This is a genomic window from Musicola keenii (genome assembly GCF_014855505.1).
In the GTDB taxonomy this organism is placed as follows: Bacteria; Pseudomonadota; Gammaproteobacteria; order Enterobacterales; family Enterobacteriaceae; genus Musicola; species Musicola paradisiaca.
In genome coordinates, this window is record NZ_JAAWVW010000017.1 from 36,242 (window position 1) to 54,908 (window position 18,667).

The following is an 18,667-nucleotide window of genomic DNA, read 5'->3' on the forward strand; positions in this document are numbered from 1 at the left end:
TAACAGCCTGGGAAGAAGACAAATGACGCCGCAACAAACGCCACAAAACGCACACGCCCGGCAAATGCCGGGCGTAAACAGGAAATGCAGAAAAGAATTGGGAAATCAACGACCAGACAACGGCGGTACAAATACCACACCCATGTCCCACGGCTGTTCAATCCAGGTATCCTGCGGAATATCAACAACGTAATCATCGACTAACGGCCGACCGGCCGGTTTGGCGAAAATCGTTACAAAATGAGCTTTGGGGTACATCTCGCGAATGGCTTTAGCGGTTCCACCGGTATCCACCAGATCGTCAATCACGATAAAACCTTCACCATCACCTTCAGCGCGTTTCAATACTTTCAGTTCTCGCTGATTGTCATGATCGTAACTGGAAATACACACGGTATCGACATGACGAATACTCAATTCACGAGCCAACAACGACCCCGGCACTAAACCACCGCGGCTGACGGCGATAATGCCTTTCCATTGTTCGGCCGGCAGCAGACGCTGAGCCAGTTTACGGGCATGAATTTGCAACATATCCCAGGTGACGACGTATTTTTCGCTCATAAAATCTATCCCGGCCAACGCTGACGTTGGACTTAACTAGAAGTCGGAGGGGGGAAATAAAGTTGCGCGGCATTATAGATACCTGATCGGACAAAAACCAGAGCTTATGCGAGTTTCCCGGCAACCAGAGCGAATTGGTAATGAAACCCCCATCATGTATGTAAAAAAATTATTAGACCAAATGTTACGGTCAGGTTAAAAAACAACTGAATAAAAAACAGCCAGGAGAACACCTATGAATACATTCGATCAGATGCTCCTCGCACAACTGGACGTGTTAGCCCCTTTATTATGCATTGCGCTGGCCATCTTGCTCTGCGCCGAATTGATAATCAGTTTCCGCATTCTTGCCTATCGACGGCTCGTCCCCATTCGAATACAGCAACGGACGCCAGCCCAGACACCAGAACAAACCCCGCCACGCTGAACCTCATACCCGGGGATACCCCTCCCCGGTTTTATTTCAATCCGCACATAATTGATAATCCATATAGTCACGCCACTCTCTCCCTCTGTTGGAAAGTGTTATCCTCTGACACCTCGCCTGAACATTCAGGCCGTTCCGTATTTCCTGGCACCCGCCATATGGCGGTAGCCAAACTGGAGAGATTAACTCGTGTCTGCATTATCCCAACTCTCCCCACAGCCACTGTGGGACATTTTTGCCAGCATCTGCGCGATTCCGCATCCGTCCTATCATGAAGAGCAGATCGCCGCCTATATCCTCGCTCAGGCCCAGGAACGCAGTATCCATGCCGAGCGTGATCAAGTGGGTAATATCCTGCTGAGAAAACCGGCCACCGCCGGAATGGAGAACCGCAAACCGGTTGTTCTGCAGGCACACTTGGATATGGTGCCGCAGAAAAATAACGATACTGTCCACGATTTTACCACTGACCCCATTACCCCCTGGATCGACGGTGAATGGGTCAAAGCCCGCGGCACGACGCTGGGCGCGGACAACGGTATCGGTATGGCATCGGCACTGGCCGTTCTGTTTGACGACAGCGTCGAACACGGCCCATTGGAAGTGCTGTTGACCATGACGGAAGAAGCGGGTATGGACGGCGCTTTCGGCCTGCAACCGGGTTGGCTACAGGGTGAAATGCTGATCAATACCGATTCCGAAGAAGAGGGCGAAGTTTATGTTGGCTGTGCGGGCGGTATCGATTTCAAGACCCGCTTGCCGCTGACGCGCGAAGCGCTCCCGGCCGGTTATCAAACACTGAAATTAACCATTAAGGGGCTAAAAGGCGGCCATTCCGGCTGTGATATTCACCTTGGGCTCGGCAACGTCAACAAACTGCTGGCGCGTTTTCTCGCCGAACAAGCCATTGCGTTGGATCTGCGCATTGTCGATCTGCACGGCGGAACCCTGCGCAACGCCATTCCACGCGAAGGTGCCGCAACACTGGCGGTTGCGGCCGACAACGTCGCGGCGCTGCAAGCGGCAGTTCAGCATTATCTGAGCACGCTGAAACTGGAGCTGGGCGCCGTAGAGAAAAATATCGACATTAAACTGGAGCCGACGGAAAACGGCGCGGCCGTGCTGAATATCGACAGCCGTGACCGATTAATCGCGCTGCTCAACAGCATGCCGAACGGCGTTATTCGTATGAGTGATGATTTCAAAGGCGTCGTCGAAACTTCGCTGAATGTGGGTGTCGTTACGCTAAATGATACCCATGCGGAGATTCACTGTCTGATCCGCTCACTGATCGACAGCGGCAAAGAGTATGTCGTCGGCATCCTGACGTCGCTGGGCCGTCTGGCGGGTGCGGAAACCGCCACCAAAGGCGGTTATCCGGGCTGGAAACCGGACGCGGCCTCCCCGGCCATGCAACTGGTACGCGAAACATATCAGACGCTGTTCGGCAACACCCCGAATATCATGGTGATTCATGCCGGGCTGGAATGCGGTCTGTTCAAGAAGCCGTACCCAGAGATGGATATGGTTTCGATCGGCCCGACGATTACCGGCCCGCATTCGCCCGATGAAAAGGTCAACATTGCTAGTGTGGCGCTGTACTGGCAATTGCTCACCGCACTGTTGAAAGCCATCCCGGAACGGCGTTAATCAACGCGGCGTTCACCTCAACGCAACATCGTGCCTGGCTGATAGGCACGATGTCTCTCCCCTTCGCACTATTCCCATTGAAAAACCAACTGGCGTTCCAACTGGGGATCAAGTAACGAAACGTGCAACCCCACCAATCGAACACCGCGCGATTCCCGACGCTGTTGCCAGGTTTGATGCGCCAGCTGGATCAGATCAGATTTGTTCAGCTCTGGCCAGGCGTGCTCCTGCGTCGTCTGCCGAAAATCATCGAATTTCAGCTTTACCCCCTGTCGGGCGATATGCAGATCCGGCCGGACACGCCGCAGACGGGCCTCAAGTTCAGCGTACAACCGCTCGATCAACGCCTCACAGGCCGGCCAGTCATGAATATCCTGGGCCAGCGTGGTTTCCACGCCGACCGACTTACGTAAGCGATCAGGGGAAACCCGGCGTTCATCAATCCCGTGGCAACGTTCCCACAGTATCCGGCCAAACTTGCCAAACTCCTTCAGCAACTCCGCCAACGCATAACCCCGCACATCAGCGCAATTGTGCAGCCCCCGCTCGGCCAAACGCCCTGCGGTCACTTTACCCACGCCAGGAATGTTCGCTAACGGCAACGACAGCAAAAACGGCTCCATTTGCGCCGGTGTTATCACGAACAGCCCGTCGGGCTTATTTTTCTCCGACGCCACTTTGGCCAGGAACTTGATGGGCGCAACACCTGCGGACGCGGTCAACTGCAATTCATTGGCTATCGTTTGACGGATTTCTTCGGCGATCAACGTAGCGGAACCACTGCATTGCGTACTGTCGGTCACATCCAGATAGGCTTCGTCCAGCGACAGAGGTTCGATCAGCGAGGTATAACGAGCGAAGATCTGACGAATTTGATACGAAACGGCTTTATACACTTCCATCCGACCGGGCAACAGCATCAGATGAGGGCACAACCGCAGCGCGGTAGCCGTCGCCATCGCGCTGTGAACGCCGTAACGGCGTGCCGGATAGTTGGCGGTGCTAATCACGCCGCGCCGATCGGCCCGACCGCCAATCGCCAGAGGAACATGACGCAGACACGGGTTGTCCCGCATCTCTATTGCCGCATAAAAGCAATCCATATCGATATGAATGATTTTGCGCATCGCCCCTCCCGAAACTGTATAAATATACAGCCTTATTAGTAAGGCGGCAAGGCACAACCAACGTCGGAAAGACGCTATTACTCGTAGGTAAGTCGTACCGGAAAACCGCCCTAAACCGGTACATACCGTCGGGAAAACAGCACGCATCGCCTCCCGCTTCGTCGATGGCTAAGCAGACCGACTTTTTATGCTTTTTACGCTTTGAATCAGACAAGAGGCGATGTTAATGTGACAACGCCACACACCCGGAGCGGCGTCCGCCGGATAAAACCGACACAGTTTCCACTGAAAATACGGCTCTTTCGGGTAGGTAAGGGAAATACGGACCATACCGTATATAACAACAGCTCCAGCCATCCAGGATTTATAATGCAAAAAGTCGCACTATCGCTTGCGATGTTGTTTTTTTTGCCTTCCGTTGCCATCAACAGCCATGCCGCTCAAACCGCGCCGGCAACGACCAATACGACACAACAGCCCCTGCAACAGCCGCAGCAGTCCGCCATCGGTTCACCCGTGTATATCCAGATTTTCAAGGAAGAGCGGGTACTGGAACTGTATAGCAAATCAGGGAATGACTATCGTCTGGTGCAGAGTTACCCCATCTGCAAATTTTCCGGTGGGTTGGGGCCGAAGAAAACCGAAGGCGATTTCAAAAGCCCGGAAGGGTTTTATCAGGTGGATTTACGTCAGTTGAAACCCGACAGCCGCTACTATCGCGCCATCAATGTCGGCTTTCCCAACGAATACGATCGCGCCCAGGGGTATTCCGGTCGTTACCTGATGATCCACGGCGAATGCGTGTCCATCGGTTGCTACGCAATGACCAACAAGTCTATCGACGAAATCTATACCTATGTCGAAAAGGCGCTGCGCAACGGCCAACAGAAAGTGGATATCGCTATTTATCCGTTCCGAATGACGGAGCAAAACATGAAGCGTCACAGTCGTTCGGTGGATTACAAATTCTGGTCGCAGTTACAGCCGGGTTATGCCTTTTTCAACCTAACCCATCAACCGCCCGCAGTATCGGTGGCGAACGGCCAGTATGTGATCAACAACAAAACCATACCGGCCAGTCCGCCCGCATCACACTATGCGTTCGCCCAAGCGAAATAAGACAAACTCACCTGGCATGAGCGCATGCCAGGTTTCATTGCCGGTGAGCGGTAATGTCGCCAGCACAGTGACCACATCGTCAGGCGTGGTTTGTTGCTGAAAGTCGATTTCCACATCGTCATCAAGCAGCGTTGCCTTGCCGAACGGCGCCCGTCGGGTAATCCAGTGCAAACGGGTCGAACAGTATCCCATCACGAAATCACCGTCCGACAGCAGCATGTTGAATACCCCTTTCTCCCTGAGCTGATCCGCCAGCGAAGCAATGTAACGGAAAACTGACGGCCAGTACGTCGGCTTACGGGGATAACGCTGAGACAATTGATGCAGCAGCCAGCAGAAGGCATATTCGCTGTCCGTTTGACCTACCGGCCGGAAATTGCCGGTTTTCAGACTACGGTAGCCCTTCAACTGGCCGTTGTGGGCGAATGTCCAGTTACGTCCCCACAGTTCACGGGTAAACGGATGGGTATTCTCCAGCGCGACTTCGCCGCGATTCGCCTGCCGGATATGAGAAACCACCGCGCGGGACTTGATAGGATAATTCTGCACCAATTGGGCGATAGGAGAGTCGCAACCCGGCAGAGGATCCTTGAACGTTCGGCAGCCGTTCCCCTCATAAAACGTAATCCCCCAGCCGTCACGGTGCGGCCCGGTACGACCGCCTCGCTGCATCAACCCGGTAAAGCTGAAACAGATATCCGTTGGAACATTGGCGCTCATCCCCAGCAGTTCACACATCGTTAATTCCTTGCCCCCTCTCCGGCGGCGATCAGTGGCCCGCCATTTCTTTCTCAACCAGTTGAATCAGAATGTGAATTGCCTTGATATGCACTTCCTGAATACGGTCGGCATAGCCAAAATGCGGAACGCGAATCTCGACATCCGCCATTCCCGCCATCTTGCCGCCGTCCTTGCCGGTCAGGGTAATCACTTTCATGCGTTTAGCGCGAGCGGCGTTGATCGCTTTAATGATGTTGCCGGAATTACCTGACGTAGAAATACCCAGTAAAACATCGCCTTCACGCCCGAGAGACTCCACATAGCGGGAAAAGACGAAGTCATAACCGAAGTCATTGCTGACGCAAGAGAGATGGCTCGGATCGGAAATCGCAATGGCCGGATACCCTGGGCGATTCTCGCGGTAGCGGCCGGTCAGCTCCTCGGCAAAATGCATGGCGTCACAGTGGGAGCCGCCATTGCCACAAGAAATAACCTTACCGCCGGCTTTGAACGCATCGGCCAGCAATACCGCAGCATTCTGTATAGATTGAATATTGGCGTCGTCACTTAAAAATGCGTTCAGCGTGGCAGCCGCTTCATTCAACTCATTACGGATTAAGTCCTGATACATGGAAACCCTCTTATTCAGTGAAATCATGAATTTTTCGACCAGAAGTGTAGCGGATCACCCATACTGCGAGAAGCAAACAATCGTCAAACGATAGCATTGTACACAGCGGGAATGCCCCGCGATCGCTTTGTGAGTTGAGTTGTAATTACGATGTAAATGAATTGATCGAAAGCAGACCCTGGACTACAACGACACTATAGCGGCAAGTCGGACCTCTTTGCCAGGCTGACCCATAGATACGGGAGAATGCGCATATGGTTACGGTCAGTATTCTACTTCTGCTCATCATTACGGCTGTTCTGTTCTACCATCAGGTGCCTTTGTGGCTCAGCGGGATATTGCTGGTTGCCTGGTTCGGCGGTTTGGCATGGCTTAGCGTTTGGTCTTACTGGTTGCTGGCGCCGTTAATCCTTCTGTTGTTGCCGCTCACCCTACCGCCATTGCGCAAGCGGCTGTTTTCCGCCGCGGCGCTGAAACTGTTCCGACGCGCGATGCCCGCAATGTCCAGCACCGAGAAAGAAGCCATCGACGCAGGCACCACCTGGTGGGAAGGCGAACTGTTTCGCGGTGCACCGGACTGGCGTCAGTTGCATGCCTACCCGCGCCCGACGCTGACGCTGGAGGAGCAAGCGTTCCTGGAAGGGCCGGTGGAAGAGGCCTGCCGTATGGCCGACGATTTTGAAATCACCCATGAACAGGCAGACCTGCCGCCGGAGCTCTGGAATTTCCTGAAACAGCACCGCTTCTTCGCGCTGATTATCCGCAAAGAGTATGGCGGTCTTGAATTTTCCGCCTACGCCCAGGCGATGGTGCTGCAAAAACTGGCGAGCGTATCCAGCATTCTTGCCATCACCGTCGGCGTGCCGAATTCGCTCGGGCCGGGCGAACTGTTGCAACACTACGGGACCGAGCAACAGAAAGATCACTACCTTCCCCGGCTGGCGCGCGGCGATGAAATTCCCTGTTTCGCACTCACCAGCCCGGAAGCCGGCTCCGATGCCGGCGCGATCCCGGATTTCGGCGTAGTCGGTTATGGGCAGTGGCAAGGCCAGCAAGTGCTGGGAATGCGGCTAACCTGGAACAAACGTTACATCACGCTGGCGCCGGTCGCCACCGTACTGGGGCTGGCGTTCCGTCTGTACGATCCCGACCACCTGCTGGGGGACAAAGATGATATCGGCATCACCTGCGCGCTGATTCCAGCGCACATGGAAGGTGTCAGCATCGGTCGCCGTCACTTTCCGCTCAACGTGCCGTTCCAGAACGGCCCGACTCAGGGCAACAACCTGTTTGTCCCGCTGGATTGCATCATCGGCGGGCCGTCGATGGCAGGCCATGGCTGGCGCATGTTGATGGAATGCCTGTCGGTCGGGCGCGGGATCACCCTGCCGTCAAATTCGACCGGCAGCCTGAAAGGCATCGCGCTGGCGACCGGGGCCTACGCCCGCATTCGCCGCCAGTTCCGGCTGCCTATCGGTCAGATGGAAGGGATCGAGGAACCGCTGGCTCGCATGGCGGGCAATGCCTACGTCATGGACGCCGCCGCGACGCTCATCACCACCGGGATCATGCAAGGCGCACGTCCCGCTGTGCTGTCCGCCATCGTGAAATACCACTGCACCCATCGGGGTCAGCGCGCCATCATCGACGCCATGGACATCGCCGGTGGCAAAGGCATCTGCCTTGGCCCCTCGAATTTCATTGCTCGTAATTATCAGGGGGCCCCCATCGCGATTACGGTGGAGGGCGCCAATATTCTTACTCGCAGCATGATTATCTTCGGGCAGGGCGCCATCCGCTGCCATCCTTATATTCTGAAGGAGATGCAGGCGGCGCAGGAAAACAACCTGAAGGATTTCGACCAGGCACTGTTCGGGCATCTCGGCCATGTCGCCAGCCGCTTGCTTCGCAGCCTGTGGCTTGGCGTCACCAACGGCAGAACCAGCGCGTCCCCGGTCAACGACGCCACCCGCCGTTATTACCAACGGCTGAACCGGCTCAGCGCCAATCTGGCGCTGCTGGCGGATGTCTCCATGGCTGTACTCGGCGGCGGACTGAAACGCCGCGAACGCCTGTCGGCGCGGCTCGGCGATATTCTCAGCCAACTGTACCTGGCCTCCGCTACGCTCAAACGCTACGACGAAGAAGGCCGCCAGAGTGCGGATTTACCGCTGGTGCGTTGGGGCGTGCAGGATGCGCTGCATCAGGCCGACCAGGCCATCGACGCACTGCTGGCCAACTACCCCAACCGGCTGCTTGCTCGCGTGCTGCGCGTGCTGGTCTTCCCCTTCGGCGCCGTCAACCCGCCGCCGTCCGATGCGCTGGATCACCAACTGGCGCGGTTGCTGCAAACGCCGTCCGTATCCCGTAGCCGTCTGGGGAGAGGTCTGTATCTGAAATCCGGCGCCCGCCACGCGGCAGCGCAGATCGAACATGCGTTACAGGATGTACTGGCCGCAGAGCCCATCCACCACCGGCTGTGTCAGGCTGCTGGCCGCAGCTTGCCGTTTATGCAGTTGGATCGATTAGCGGAGCACGGCCTGGCGGAGGGAACAATCACTCTGGAAGAAGCCGACATCCTTCAAAAAGCGGAATCCAGTCGGCTAAGAACCATCAATGTGGATGATTTTTCGCCGGACAGGCTGGCCAGCCGTAAACCGACGCAACGTCAGACGCAAAACGAAACAGCGTAAACGCCCTGCGAAGCCGGTTGCAGCCGGCTTCAACGTGTTACTCAGATGTCACGTTGTACTCTCAGGCGCCGCTCTGGCGTACCCGCGCCAGCAACGCTTCCGGGCTGTCAATATGCGGTGCGGCCAACACCAGTGTTTTTCCTAATATGATTGCGTGGCGCTGGCAGGCCAGGCGGGCGTCCACATCCGCAATCGTCTCCAGATCCGCCACATGCGCCATGCCGACGGTACGACGAATCAGTTCAGTACCGCAGTAGCCGACGGTATCCCGCCAGACCTGCTGCAGGAATTGCTCCGCATACCCTTCGACGGCCAACGCCGAATCCCGGCTGTTTTCCCGGGCGAGCACCGTAAAACGGCGGGCAAAGGTATGCCATAACATCACGATATCCTCCAGCCGTCGTTCCCGCGCCGCAGCCGCTTCACGCGGCGCCTGCAACCCCGGCAAGCCGCAATAATTGAGCAACAGATTGCCCAGCGCCGAGCCGATATCAAAGCCCATCGGACCATAGAAACCGAACTCCGCATCGATCACTTTGAGGCTCTCTTCCTTCACGAAGATGGAACCGCTGTGAACGTCGCCGTGCAGCAGCGCTTCCGCCCGGGTCAGAAATGCCTGTTTCAGTCCGGCTACCGCACATTTCAGCGCCGAATCTCGCCACAGCGCTTCAACCTCGGAACGCAAAGCCGGATCGAACTGATTACGCTCATGGTCGGTATAAGGATCGGTAAAAAACAGATCTTCCGTAATCTGACATAACTCAGGATTGGTGAAACGGCTCACCGCCGCTTTCTTCTCATGAGGATGCTGATAGAAATCGGAATAGTGAAATAACGTCTGGGCCAGATATTCACCCAGCTGTGCCGCCGCCAGCGGATAATCACGCCCCTGCACCAAACCGCGACGCCAGATCTCATGGTCGGACAAATCTTCCTGCACCATCACCGCCAGTTGCGGATCATGGTGCAACACTGTCACGGTATGTTGCGGGCAGTAACGCGCGTGCAACAGCAGGGTTTCCGCTTCGATGCGGGCGCGATCCAACGTCAACGGCCAGGACTCACCGACGCAGCGCACATAAGGCAACGCTTGTTTGACGATCACCCGACTGATGCCCTGAGCATCACGGATCTTAAAAACCAGGTTCAGATTGCCATCGCCGACTTCCTCGGCGTCAATCAACGACTGCGGATCCGCCACACCGCCGAACTGGCGGGCGTACTGCACGGCATCCTGTGCAGTAAAGGTACGGTAAAGCGACATAACCAACCTCGTTTATCTACGTAGTGTTTGCTTGTTACCAACACCGAGCTTTATACCCAAAATAATTCGAGTTGCAGGACAACACGCTCGCGTGTTGAACAACGCCATACGTTGGCCCTTTAGGGCAAGGCTCGTTAGAGCCTTGTAACGCAGCCAACACACCCGCAACTTGAAGTATGAAGGGGATAGACATAAAAACATTCAGACGTCTATACTTCCGAAAGGCATATTGGCAGAATAGGTTCCCCGACGCAATAACGCAACATGGATTTAACCACTCATGCAGACCTTTAACACGACCAGTCTGAAAGTCGTTGATAACCAACTGTGGATCCTCGACCAACAGGCGCTGCCGCAGCAAAAAATCTGGTGCCCCTGCCCCGATGTCGCCACGCTGGTCGACCACATCCGCACACTGCGGGTGCGAGGCGCTCCCTTGATCGGGCTGTCCGCCAGCCTGCTGCTGGCGTTGTTGGCGGAACAAGGGATGCCGCCGGATGCATTATCACAGGCGCTGGAAACGCTGCGGGCATCGCGCCCGACCGCCGTCAACCTGATGAACAACCTCGATCGCATGAAACAGGCGCTGGCCGCAGCGGATTTCACCGGCACCATGACACAGGAAGCATTGCGGCTGATTGATGAAGACAAAACCTTGTGCGATCGCATCGCTGGGCACGGCGCCGGGTTGGTCAAACCCGGCAGTCGGCTGCTGACCCACTGCAATACCGGCGGATTGGCGACTGCGGGCGTCGGCACTGCCATCGGGGTGATCCTGCGCGCCCACCAACAAGGCCGGGTGGAAAGCGTGTGGGTGGATGAAACTCGCCCATTGCTGCAAGGCGGCAGGCTCACCGCCTGGGAGCTGGGTGAGTTGGGCATTCCTTATCGCCTGATATGCGATTCTATGGCCGCCAGCCTGATGGCGCAGGGCCTGGTCGACGCGGTGTGGGTAGGCGCCGACCGCATTGCCGCCAACGGTGACGTCGCCAACAAGATAGGCACCTACAACCTGGCGGTGCTGGCGCACTATCACGGTATTCCGTTTTATGTCGCCGCGCCGCACACCACGCATGACCCGCATTGCCCTAATGGGCAGGCTATCCCCATCGAGCAACGCGCCGCCAATGAAGTCACCGGCGTCGCCGGCAGTTTCGGTCAGTGCCAATGGGCCCCAACGGATGCCGCGGTATACAACCCGGCGTTCGACGTCACACCGGCGGCACTCATCAGCGGTTGGGTGCTTGATAACGGCGTGGTGACGCCGCAACAGGTACACGACGGCATATTTCAACGCACACAGGGATAAGCAAGAGAGTGCGTGCCCGCCCACGGGCACGCAACCGCCAGCGGATTACGCCAACTTCGGATAAGTATCGGCGATAGCATCGCCGGTGAAGTGGGCGATCCAGCCGTCGGGATTATTGAACAGGCGGATGGCGGTGAAATGCGGCGCCGATCCCATATCGAACCAGTGTGGAGTGCCGGCAGGCACCGACAGCAAATCGTTCTTCTCGCACAGGATCTGGAAAATCCGGCCGTCCACATGCAGACAGAACAGCCCGGTGCCCGCCACGAAAAAACGCACTTCGTCTTCCGCGTGAGTATGCTCGGACAGGAACTTGGCGCGCAGCGCCTCTTTCTGCGGATTATCCGCCCGCATGCTGATCACATCCCAACTCTGATAGCCCTTCTCCGCCACCAGTTTGTCGATCTCGTGTTGATACGCCGCCAGCACCTCGTCGGCGGAGGGGGCATCGCTGAGTGGGCGATCCGCCTGCCAGCGCTCGAAATGCACGCCGATGGCGGCGAGTTGCGCTTGGATCGCCGCGGCGTCGTTGCTCTGCCACAGCGGCTGGTGGGCATCGGCGTCACTGAAAATGGTTAAAGCGCTCATGGGCGATTCTCCTGCGGTTGTTGGGGAACCGAAAAACGGCTCAGATCGATGTGATCAAAACGGCTGACTTGCGGATGGCGGCTGTGCGTATCCGCCTCGTCGCGGATCAGTTGGCAAGTGTGCCAGCCGGCGGCGGCGGCGGCATCCAGCTCCTGCCGAATATCGGACAGGAACAGCAATGCATCGGGCGACACCCCTATCGACCGGGCGATATGCTGATAGGATGCCACGTCGCGCTTAGCACCGACGCGGGTATCAAAGTAATCGCTGAACCATGGACGCAGGTCGCCCGCCTCGCTATGGCCGAACAGCAGATGCTGCGCTTCCACCGAACCGGAAGAATAGACATACAGCGCCAGCCCTTGTGCGTGCCAGGCACGCAATTGCGGCGCCACATCGTCATACACATGGCCGCGAAAATCGCCGTTACGATAGCCGGTACGCCAGATAATGCCCTGCAACAGTTTCAACGCCGGCGACTTGCGATCCTGATCCATAAACTGGTTCAGCACGACCAGCAGTCGCGCGGCGTCTGCCTGCGGCTCGCCAATCTCCTGACGCAACACATCCAGCGCTCCGGCGATTTCCGGCACCTCATCCGCCTGCGCCAGCGTTGCCGCTAGCCGTTCGCGGGCATAGGGAAACAGAACATGATGCACAAAACGGATATCGCTGGTTGTGCCTTCGATATCGGTGACAATCGCCTTGATCATTGAACCTCCAGCAGACGCCGTTGCAATTCGCACTGGAACAGAAACTCCAGTCCTTCGAGGTGGCGGCGGGCTTCCCCCACATCCCGCCCCCAGCAATACAAGCCATGGCCACGCACCAGAAAACCGTAGCGCAAAGGCGCAGTCTCGTGCAGAGCCGCAACGCGGGCCGCCAGCGCTGGAATGTCCTGATCATTGTCGAAAATGGGGATCGTCACCCGATCGAGATGCGTCCGCTGGCCGCTCAGGGATTTCTGCATTTCATAGCCTTCCAGCACCAACACCGCACGTTTCTCTACCCGCGACAACACGGTCGCGTTCACCGAATGCGTATGCAGCACCGCGCCGGCCTGCTGCGGCAACAGACGATACAGCAGGGTGTGCAGGCCGGTCTCCGCCGAAGGGGTACGCCCGCTGGGAATATGATTGGAAGCAATATCCACTTGCAGAAAATCCTGCGCCTGCACGTTGCCTTTATCCTTACCGGACTCGCTGATCAGACACCATTGTTCGTCGAGCCGAACCGACATGTTGCCGCCGGTCGCTGGGCACCAGCCTTTCTGACCGATCCAGCGGCAGGCGGCCACCAGCTCGCTCAATTGCGGGTTGTTACTCATAAATCATCCTGTACAGGTGAAGAGGCAGCGCGTCAGTCACAAATAATGAGGCTGCTTAGTCTATTTAGTTATGGCTTAGTGAATTATGGAATTTAGCCGTTTAAACGTCCAAGCGTCTTGATTGCCAAATACTAGCATCGTGTTATATTGGCAGCAATACAGGCTTGCAGGAGTCCTTCTTCCGTCATGAGCGCCGCACTAATTCCCGACAGTAAGTTACCTTCCCTCGGCACCACGATCTTCACGCAGATGAGCGCCTTGGCGCAGCAACATCAGGCCATCAATCTGTCGCAGGGGTTCCCGGATTTCGACGGCCCGTCATACCTGAAAGAACGGCTGAACCACCATGTCATCCAGGGCGCCAACCAGTACGCCCCCATGACCGGCGTCGCCCCGTTGCGCCAGGCGATAGCGGAAAAGACGGCGGAACTCTACGGCTGGCAACCGGATGCGGAGACTGAAATCACCGTCACGGCCGGTGCCACCGAGGCATTATTCGCTGCCATCAGTGCACTGGTGCGCCCCGGCGATGAAGTCATCTGCTTCGACCCCAGTTACGACAGCTATGCGCCGGCGGTGCAGCTAGCGGGCGGCGTGCTGAAACGGCTGGCGCTGCAACCGCCTGCCTTCCGTGTCGACTGGGCAACCTTCGACACACTGCTCAGCGACCGTACCCGGCTGGTTATCGTCAATACGCCGCACAATCCGTCCGCCACGGTCTGGCAACAGGAGGATTTCCAACAACTGTGGCAGGCGATTGCCGCACGGGAGATCTACGTGCTGAGCGATGAAGTATACGAACACATCTGCTTTGCCGCCGAGGGCCATGCCAGCGTGCTGGCGCACCCGGAACTGCGACAGCGCGCAATTGCCGTGTCTTCGTTCGGTAAAACCTTTCATATGACCGGCTGGAAAGTGGGCTACTGCGTGGCGCCGGCGCCGCTGAGCGCCGAAGTACGTAAGGTTCATCAGTATCTGACGTTTTCCGTCAATACGCCGGCCCAGTTAGCCATCGCCGATATGCTGCGACAGCAGCCGCAGCACTGGCGCGATCTGCCCGACGTCTACCGCGCTAAACGTGACCGCTTCGTCAACGCGCTGTCCGGCAGCCGGCTGGAAATCCTGCCCTGCGAAGGCACCTACTTTCTGCTGGCGGATTACCGAGCCATCTCGACGCAGGACGACGTCAGCTTCTGCCGCTGGCTGACCGAACAGGTCGGCGTCGCCGCCATTCCGCTGTCGGTTTTCTGTGACGCGCCCTTCCCTCATACGCTGATTCGGTTATGCTTTGCCAAACAGGAATCCACACTTGACGCCGCTGCGGAGCGCTTATGTCGACTTTAAAAATCACGCTGTTGCAACAGCCGCTGGCCTGGATGGACGGCCCGGCTAACCTCAACCATTTCGACACCCTACTGGGTGACATCACCGGCCGCGATCTGATCGTATTGCCGGAAATGTTCACCACCGGTTTTGCCATGGAGGCAGCGAAAAGCAGCCTGGAGCAAAGCGTGGTGGAAAGCTGGTTGCGTCAGTGGGCGCAGCGCAACAACGCGCTGGTCGGCGGTAGCGTGGCGGTACAGACCAACCACGGCGCGGCGAACCGTTTCTTGCTAGCGGATCCGCAGGGTAACGTCTACCAGTACGACAAACGCCACCTGTTCCGCATGGCGGACGAACATGAATATTATCAATCCGGCGAAAGCCGGCAGGTTGTGGAATGGCGCGGCTGGCGCATTCTGCCGCTGATCTGCTACGACTTGCGCTTTCCAGTATGGTCGCGCAACCGTCAGGATTACGATCTGGCGCTGTACGTCGCCAACTGGCCGACGCCGCGGGCGCCACACTGGAAAGCGTTGCTGACTGCCCGCGCGATTGAAAATCAGGCTTACGTCGCCGGTTGTAACCGCGTCGGCACCGACGGCAACGGCCATAGCTATCAGGGCGACAGCCGAGTCATCGACGCGCAGGGCAACCTGCTGGCCAGCGCGCCGGACAATCAGGCGGCGCGCATCGACGCCGAACTGTCGCTGGAAGCATTGCAAAGCTACCGCGAAACCTTCCCCGCCTGGCGCGACGCCGATAAGTTTAGTTTGTAAATTACTCCGCCCGACAGGATCATGCGCTGCCAGCGATGCAACCGCGCAGCACATGTCCTGTCGGCAGTTTTCATCATAGTAGATGCGACTAGCGCCTTTCTGACTCCCCTTCCTCCACGCTGTTATCTCCCTTAATACCACTCGCTTAAGTACACGAGCCTATTGTTGGGTCTGCCCCCATCCGCTCCGATGATCGGAATTCAGCAAACATCAATAATATAAACAAAAGGTTACTCCTTAAATTACAGTGAGACTGCCGTAGCCAGCCACATTCCTCTTAGTCAAAAACGATTAACTGATAGTGTGAGTCTCCTCATACGGGGAGGCACGAGGCCAGTCATACATAGGGTGTGTTGAAAATGGTGTGTCGGAATAACGAGAGAGTGACGGAGGTCAAAAAACAATTACTTCTTAATAAGTGAGCAAAATTTATGCTCGCTCTCTTTGTTAACATTATTATAACATCCACGCTCGGTATGTATTGAACGAGTATGTATTTCAAGCTGGAGAAGGAAAATCAACAAGGCGCAATATTATTAAAATCTTCGATATGGCCTGATTATTTTATGCGAGCAGATCTGATTATCAATGCAAAAATCTCTATGCACAGACCAAAAGATGATGCCTCCGCCTTGTGGAAGCAGCTACTTGCGAAAGGGTATGCTCGACTTTGCTACAACGGCGATTACCACCCTGGCGGCATTGATGTGACGACGACAATGCAAGTGCTGAATAAAAATGGTGAAATACACAAAAATATGTGGGCACTTGGATTACCTACCGAAGGAAACAAATTCTACACCTTTATTGTCCCCAGACCTGGCGTCAATTCAACAGCGATTATTGATGCGGGGAAGGCGGTCAGTCAATTATTGGCATGTCTGGCGGAGACAGAAAAGGCATCCTCTTATGTTGAATAATCAAATCATTAATCGAGACAGTTTAGCGGGTATGGGGGCGACGCTGATAGGCAATGGCATAGGTCGATTTGCCTATATTGCCTTGATGCCCGCATTAATCCAAAGTGACTGGTTTAGCAAAAGTGAAGCCTCATATTTAGGGGTGGCAACACTTCTGGGCTATATATTAGGCGCGCCAGCAGCCAATATTTTATTACGTTACTTTAGTGCCGGGAAATTAATCCGTGCAGCTATGTTGATTAGCAGTTTTAGTTATTTTGGGTGTGCACTAAAAGAAGCGCCACTGAACTGGTTTTATGTTTGTCGCACATTGGCCGGTATAGCAGGTGCGTTGTTAATGGTTGTGGCTCCCCCGGTCATTGTTCGTAAATATAAACCCAGTGTAAAAGCCAGAGTCAGTGGAGTTGTTTTCTCTGGTATCGGGCTAGGTGCAATGCTCTCAGGCACGCTAATCCCATTACTTATTTATTTCAGCATTATGTCTGCCTGGCTAGGCATGGGCGCGATAGCATTCGTGACAACAGTTCTGACATGGCGTGCATGGAAAACTACTGACACATCCTCACAACCTATTGGGGTTAACGTCTCTTTTTTTCAGCTTTCTAAATTTCAAATAAGGAGCGTAGCACTTATTTTATTGGCTTATACCTGCAACGCGATTGGATATCTGCCACATACGTTATTCTGGGTTGATTACATCGTACGAGAATTAGGTATGTCATTCTCCAGTGGTGGTTTTTTCTGGGCGACGTTTGGTGTCGGTGCCGTTATTGGCCCACTGATTACGGGTAATCTAGGTGATAGATTTGGGCTAAAACGTTCACTTTGCATCGCATTTAGTCTGAAAGCGCTAGGCGTCGCATTACCGCTAGCCAGTTCACATCCCGCCGCATTATTCCTGTCTTCATTGTTGGTTGGTATTTTTACTCCAGGAACCGTGACGCTGGTATCGACTTATACATTGGAATGTGTGGGATATGATCTGCATACAAAAGCATGGAGTGGCATGACACTCTCTTTTGCAATATCACAAGGGGTGGTTGGTTTTTTCATGGCGTATTCTTTAAGTCAATTGGACTCATATAACTTATTGTTCGCTATCAGTACCAGTGCGCTATTACTTTCTGTGACGTGCATTATGTTGACATCATCGCACCCAATTTCAAAACCTTTTTCCCAATCTATTTAGTTTAGTAAAGGACTCTTCATGCAACTGTATCTTAATGAAACATCTCCTTTCTCACGTGTGGTCGTCGCAACAGCGCTTTTATCACACTGCTCACCACTCACATTTATTTGGGTTGACCCCTGGAACTCCCCCATTAATCTTAAAAGCGTCAATCCATTTTGCTTGATCCCCGCGTTAGAACTTGATAACGGAGTGGCCCTTACCGAAAGTTTATGCATTTGCCAGTATTTAATTGCAACCTATCAACCCCAGGCATTACGTCAGGTAGACTCGGCACAGGCCCATGAAATTAAACACTTAGGGGTAGCCAAAACGCTGATGGAAATTGCATTTCGAACCGCAGTATTAGCACGCTATACCGAAAATGATAACGCGCTTATTCAGAGAGGGCAGGCCGGTATGATGGCAGCGCTAAAACAGCTCAATAAAGAGATAGGTGACGAAGGGGTCAATACCCGCCTGACGCCAAACCTTGCCACATTGTATTCCCATGCGGCGTTAGAATATGTCCAGTTTCGTCATGGTGCATTATTTAATGAGGTGGACAATAAAAATGTGGTCGATTTCCTGCAATGTTCCCCTTTTGCTAGCGTACTGTCGCTGATTAACACCGCGTGTTTAGCCAAGAAACCTGATTATGCCAGCTTACTTTCTGATTTTATCCGCCAGCCACGAGCATAGTCGGGTAATCAGGCCAACGTTCGCTTTTTATGATGCGCCATCTGTTAGCGAAGAAATATTAATGCCAAACCACACAGACAATAACTCAACCATGACTACCGTTTCATTCAGGTATTTTTTTGCCAGTATCTGGCGGGTATTACATGTTACACATCATTACTTATTATGATGGTATTGCGATGACGACATACCTTCATCACAGAACAGGGCTGATGAAAAATTCAAGTTATGACGGTAACTGATGACAACAGAGGAAGTAAAACGGGAGCGATTACCGCTCCCGATATCACCGCTCCCGGAAATATATTTTTAGAAAAAAACGCACGCTAATGCCAAACCTTAGCTCGGTGATCAATTCC

18 protein-coding genes are annotated in these 18,667 nt (G+C 54.9%); 10 read left to right on the forward strand and 8 right to left on the reverse strand.

Going from position 1 to position 18,667, the window contains the following annotated elements; translation table 11 throughout:
• Positions 1-105: 105 nt before the first annotated feature.
• Positions 106-564, reverse strand: coding sequence for a xanthine phosphoribosyltransferase (gene gpt / locus HEP82_RS15740; RefSeq protein WP_012764555.1), 459 nt, complete (start codon positions 562-564; stop codon positions 106-108).
• 235 nt (positions 565-799) lie between these two features.
• On the opposite strand from gpt, the gene HEP82_RS15745 reads away from it, so the two are divergent.
• Positions 800-991: a hypothetical protein gene (locus HEP82_RS15745; protein ID WP_192458953.1), complete on the forward strand. Its 192-nt coding sequence runs from the start codon at positions 800-802 to the stop codon at positions 989-991.
• A gap of 189 nt (positions 992-1,180) precedes the next feature.
• The gene (gene pepD / locus HEP82_RS15750; RefSeq protein WP_192458954.1) at positions 1,181-2,641 is read left to right on the forward strand and encodes a beta-Ala-His dipeptidase; all 1,461 of its coding nucleotides are present in this window, start codon (positions 1,181-1,183) and stop codon (positions 2,639-2,641) included.
• Positions 2,642-2,709: 68 nt separating this feature from the next.
• Here the strand turns inward: pepD and dinB are convergent, their stop codons facing one another.
• Entirely contained in the window at positions 2,710-3,768 is a 1,059-nt protein-coding gene (dinB, locus tag HEP82_RS15755; protein ID WP_192458955.1) for a DNA polymerase IV, read from the reverse strand.
• 369 nt (positions 3,769-4,137) lie between these two features.
• Here dinB and dpaA point away from each other — a divergent pair, with 369 nt between their 5' ends.
• Positions 4,138-4,887, forward strand: a complete 750-nt coding sequence (dpaA, locus tag HEP82_RS15760; protein WP_192458956.1) for a peptidoglycan meso-diaminopimelic acid protein amidase — start codon at positions 4,138-4,140, stop codon at positions 4,885-4,887.
• Here dpaA and HEP82_RS15765 read toward each other — a convergent pair.
• A complete protein-coding gene (locus HEP82_RS15765; protein WP_192458957.1) occupies positions 4,858-5,625 on the reverse strand; it encodes a class II glutamine amidotransferase in 768 nt (255 codons plus the stop codon). The two genes, dpaA and HEP82_RS15765, sit on opposite strands and share 30 nt — an antisense overlap.
• Before the next feature lie 31 nt (positions 5,626-5,656).
• Positions 5,657-6,238, reverse strand: a complete 582-nt coding sequence (lpcA, locus tag HEP82_RS15770) for a D-sedoheptulose 7-phosphate isomerase (RefSeq protein WP_012764549.1) — start codon at positions 6,236-6,238, stop codon at positions 5,657-5,659.
• A gap of 254 nt (positions 6,239-6,492) precedes the next feature.
• On the opposite strand from lpcA, the gene fadE reads away from it, so the two are divergent.
• Positions 6,493-8,931: an acyl-CoA dehydrogenase FadE gene (gene fadE / locus HEP82_RS15775; RefSeq protein WP_192458958.1), complete on the forward strand. Its 2,439-nt coding sequence runs from the start codon at positions 6,493-6,495 to the stop codon at positions 8,929-8,931.
• Between the two features lie 61 nt (positions 8,932-8,992).
• Here fadE and mtnK read toward each other — a convergent pair whose 3' ends face one another.
• A complete protein-coding gene (gene mtnK / locus HEP82_RS15780; protein ID WP_192458959.1) occupies positions 8,993-10,195 on the reverse strand; it encodes an S-methyl-5-thioribose kinase in 1,203 nt (400 codons plus the stop codon).
• Positions 10,196-10,475: 280 nt separating this feature from the next.
• Between mtnK and mtnA the strand changes: the two genes are divergently transcribed.
• Complete coding sequence (gene mtnA, locus HEP82_RS15785) at positions 10,476-11,504, forward strand: S-methyl-5-thioribose-1-phosphate isomerase (protein WP_192458960.1); 1,029 nt, start codon at positions 10,476-10,478, stop codon at positions 11,502-11,504.
• A gap of 45 nt (positions 11,505-11,549) precedes the next feature.
• Here mtnA and HEP82_RS15790 read toward each other — a convergent pair whose 3' ends face one another.
• From HEP82_RS15790 to HEP82_RS15800, 3 genes are read right to left on the reverse strand one after another with little or no spacing between them, the layout of a single operon-like run.
• Positions 11,550-12,092, reverse strand: coding sequence for a 1,2-dihydroxy-3-keto-5-methylthiopentene dioxygenase (locus tag HEP82_RS15790; protein WP_192458961.1), 543 nt, complete (start codon positions 12,090-12,092; stop codon positions 11,550-11,552).
• Positions 12,089-12,805, reverse strand: a complete 717-nt coding sequence (gene mtnC / locus HEP82_RS15795) for an acireductone synthase (protein ID WP_192458962.1) — start codon at positions 12,803-12,805, stop codon at positions 12,089-12,091. Before mtnC ends, HEP82_RS15790 begins: the two co-directional genes overlap by 4 nt.
• Positions 12,802-13,419 (reverse strand): methylthioribulose 1-phosphate dehydratase, encoded by a 618-nt coding sequence (locus tag HEP82_RS15800; RefSeq protein WP_192458963.1) that lies wholly within the window; start codon positions 13,417-13,419, stop codon positions 12,802-12,804. Before HEP82_RS15800 ends, mtnC begins: the two co-directional genes overlap by 4 nt.
• Positions 13,420-13,605: 186 nt before the next feature.
• On the opposite strand from HEP82_RS15800, the gene HEP82_RS15805 reads away from it, so the two are divergent.
• From HEP82_RS15805 to HEP82_RS15825, 5 genes are all read left to right on the forward strand, one after another.
• Complete coding sequence (locus HEP82_RS15805; protein WP_192458964.1) at positions 13,606-14,763, forward strand: pyridoxal phosphate-dependent aminotransferase; 1,158 nt, start codon at positions 13,606-13,608, stop codon at positions 14,761-14,763.
• Positions 14,751-15,518, forward strand: a complete 768-nt coding sequence (locus HEP82_RS15810; RefSeq protein WP_192458965.1) for an amidohydrolase — start codon at positions 14,751-14,753, stop codon at positions 15,516-15,518. Before HEP82_RS15805 ends, HEP82_RS15810 begins: the two co-directional genes overlap by 13 nt.
• 491 nt (positions 15,519-16,009) lie before the next feature.
• Positions 16,010-16,438: an FAD/NAD(P)-binding protein gene (locus HEP82_RS15815; RefSeq protein ID WP_192458966.1), complete on the forward strand. Its 429-nt coding sequence runs from the start codon at positions 16,010-16,012 to the stop codon at positions 16,436-16,438.
• Complete coding sequence (locus HEP82_RS15820; protein WP_192458967.1) at positions 16,428-17,627, forward strand: YbfB/YjiJ family MFS transporter; 1,200 nt, start codon at positions 16,428-16,430, stop codon at positions 17,625-17,627. Before HEP82_RS15815 ends, HEP82_RS15820 begins: the two co-directional genes overlap by 11 nt.
• An 18-nt stretch (positions 17,628-17,645) precedes the next feature.
• Positions 17,646-18,308: a glutathione S-transferase N-terminal domain-containing protein gene (locus HEP82_RS15825; RefSeq protein ID WP_192458968.1), complete on the forward strand. Its 663-nt coding sequence runs from the start codon at positions 17,646-17,648 to the stop codon at positions 18,306-18,308.
• The last annotated feature ends 359 nt before the right edge of the window (positions 18,309-18,667 follow it).

Coding starts and splice junctions, on each gene's coding strand:
- mtnA (WP_192458960.1), top strand. CDS start 10,476: ATGCAGACCTTTAACACGACCAGTCTGAAAGTCGTTGATAACCAACTG.
- HEP82_RS15810 (WP_192458965.1), top strand. CDS start 14,751: ATGTCGACTTTAAAAATCACGCTGTTGCAACAGCCGCTGGCCTGGATG.
- HEP82_RS15825 (WP_192458968.1), top strand. CDS start 17,646: ATGCAACTGTATCTTAATGAAACATCTCCTTTCTCACGTGTGGTCGTC.
- HEP82_RS15745 (WP_192458953.1), top strand. CDS start 800: ATGAATACATTCGATCAGATGCTCCTCGCACAACTGGACGTGTTAGCC.
- fadE (WP_192458958.1), top strand. CDS start 6,493: ATGGTTACGGTCAGTATTCTACTTCTGCTCATCATTACGGCTGTTCTG.
- HEP82_RS15790 (WP_192458961.1), bottom strand. CDS start 12,092: ATGAGCGCTTTAACCATTTTCAGTGACGCCGATGCCCACCAGCCGCTG.
- gpt (WP_012764555.1), bottom strand. CDS start 564: ATGAGCGAAAAATACGTCGTCACCTGGGATATGTTGCAAATTCATGCC.
- dinB (WP_192458955.1), bottom strand. CDS start 3,768: ATGCGCAAAATCATTCATATCGATATGGATTGCTTTTATGCGGCAATA.
- dpaA (WP_192458956.1), top strand. CDS start 4,138: ATGCAAAAAGTCGCACTATCGCTTGCGATGTTGTTTTTTTTGCCTTCC.
- HEP82_RS15800 (WP_192458963.1), bottom strand. CDS start 13,419: ATGAGTAACAACCCGCAATTGAGCGAGCTGGTGGCCGCCTGCCGCTGG.
- HEP82_RS15765 (WP_192458957.1), bottom strand. CDS start 5,625: ATGTGTGAACTGCTGGGGATGAGCGCCAATGTTCCAACGGATATCTGT.
- mtnC (WP_192458962.1), bottom strand. CDS start 12,805: ATGATCAAGGCGATTGTCACCGATATCGAAGGCACAACCAGCGATATC.
- lpcA (WP_012764549.1), bottom strand. CDS start 6,238: ATGTATCAGGACTTAATCCGTAATGAGTTGAATGAAGCGGCTGCCACG.
- HEP82_RS15815 (WP_192458966.1), top strand. CDS start 16,010: ATGTATTTCAAGCTGGAGAAGGAAAATCAACAAGGCGCAATATTATTA.
- HEP82_RS15820 (WP_192458967.1), top strand. CDS start 16,428: ATGTTGAATAATCAAATCATTAATCGAGACAGTTTAGCGGGTATGGGG.
- HEP82_RS15805 (WP_192458964.1), top strand. CDS start 13,606: ATGAGCGCCGCACTAATTCCCGACAGTAAGTTACCTTCCCTCGGCACC.
- mtnK (WP_192458959.1), bottom strand. CDS start 10,195: ATGTCGCTTTACCGTACCTTTACTGCACAGGATGCCGTGCAGTACGCC.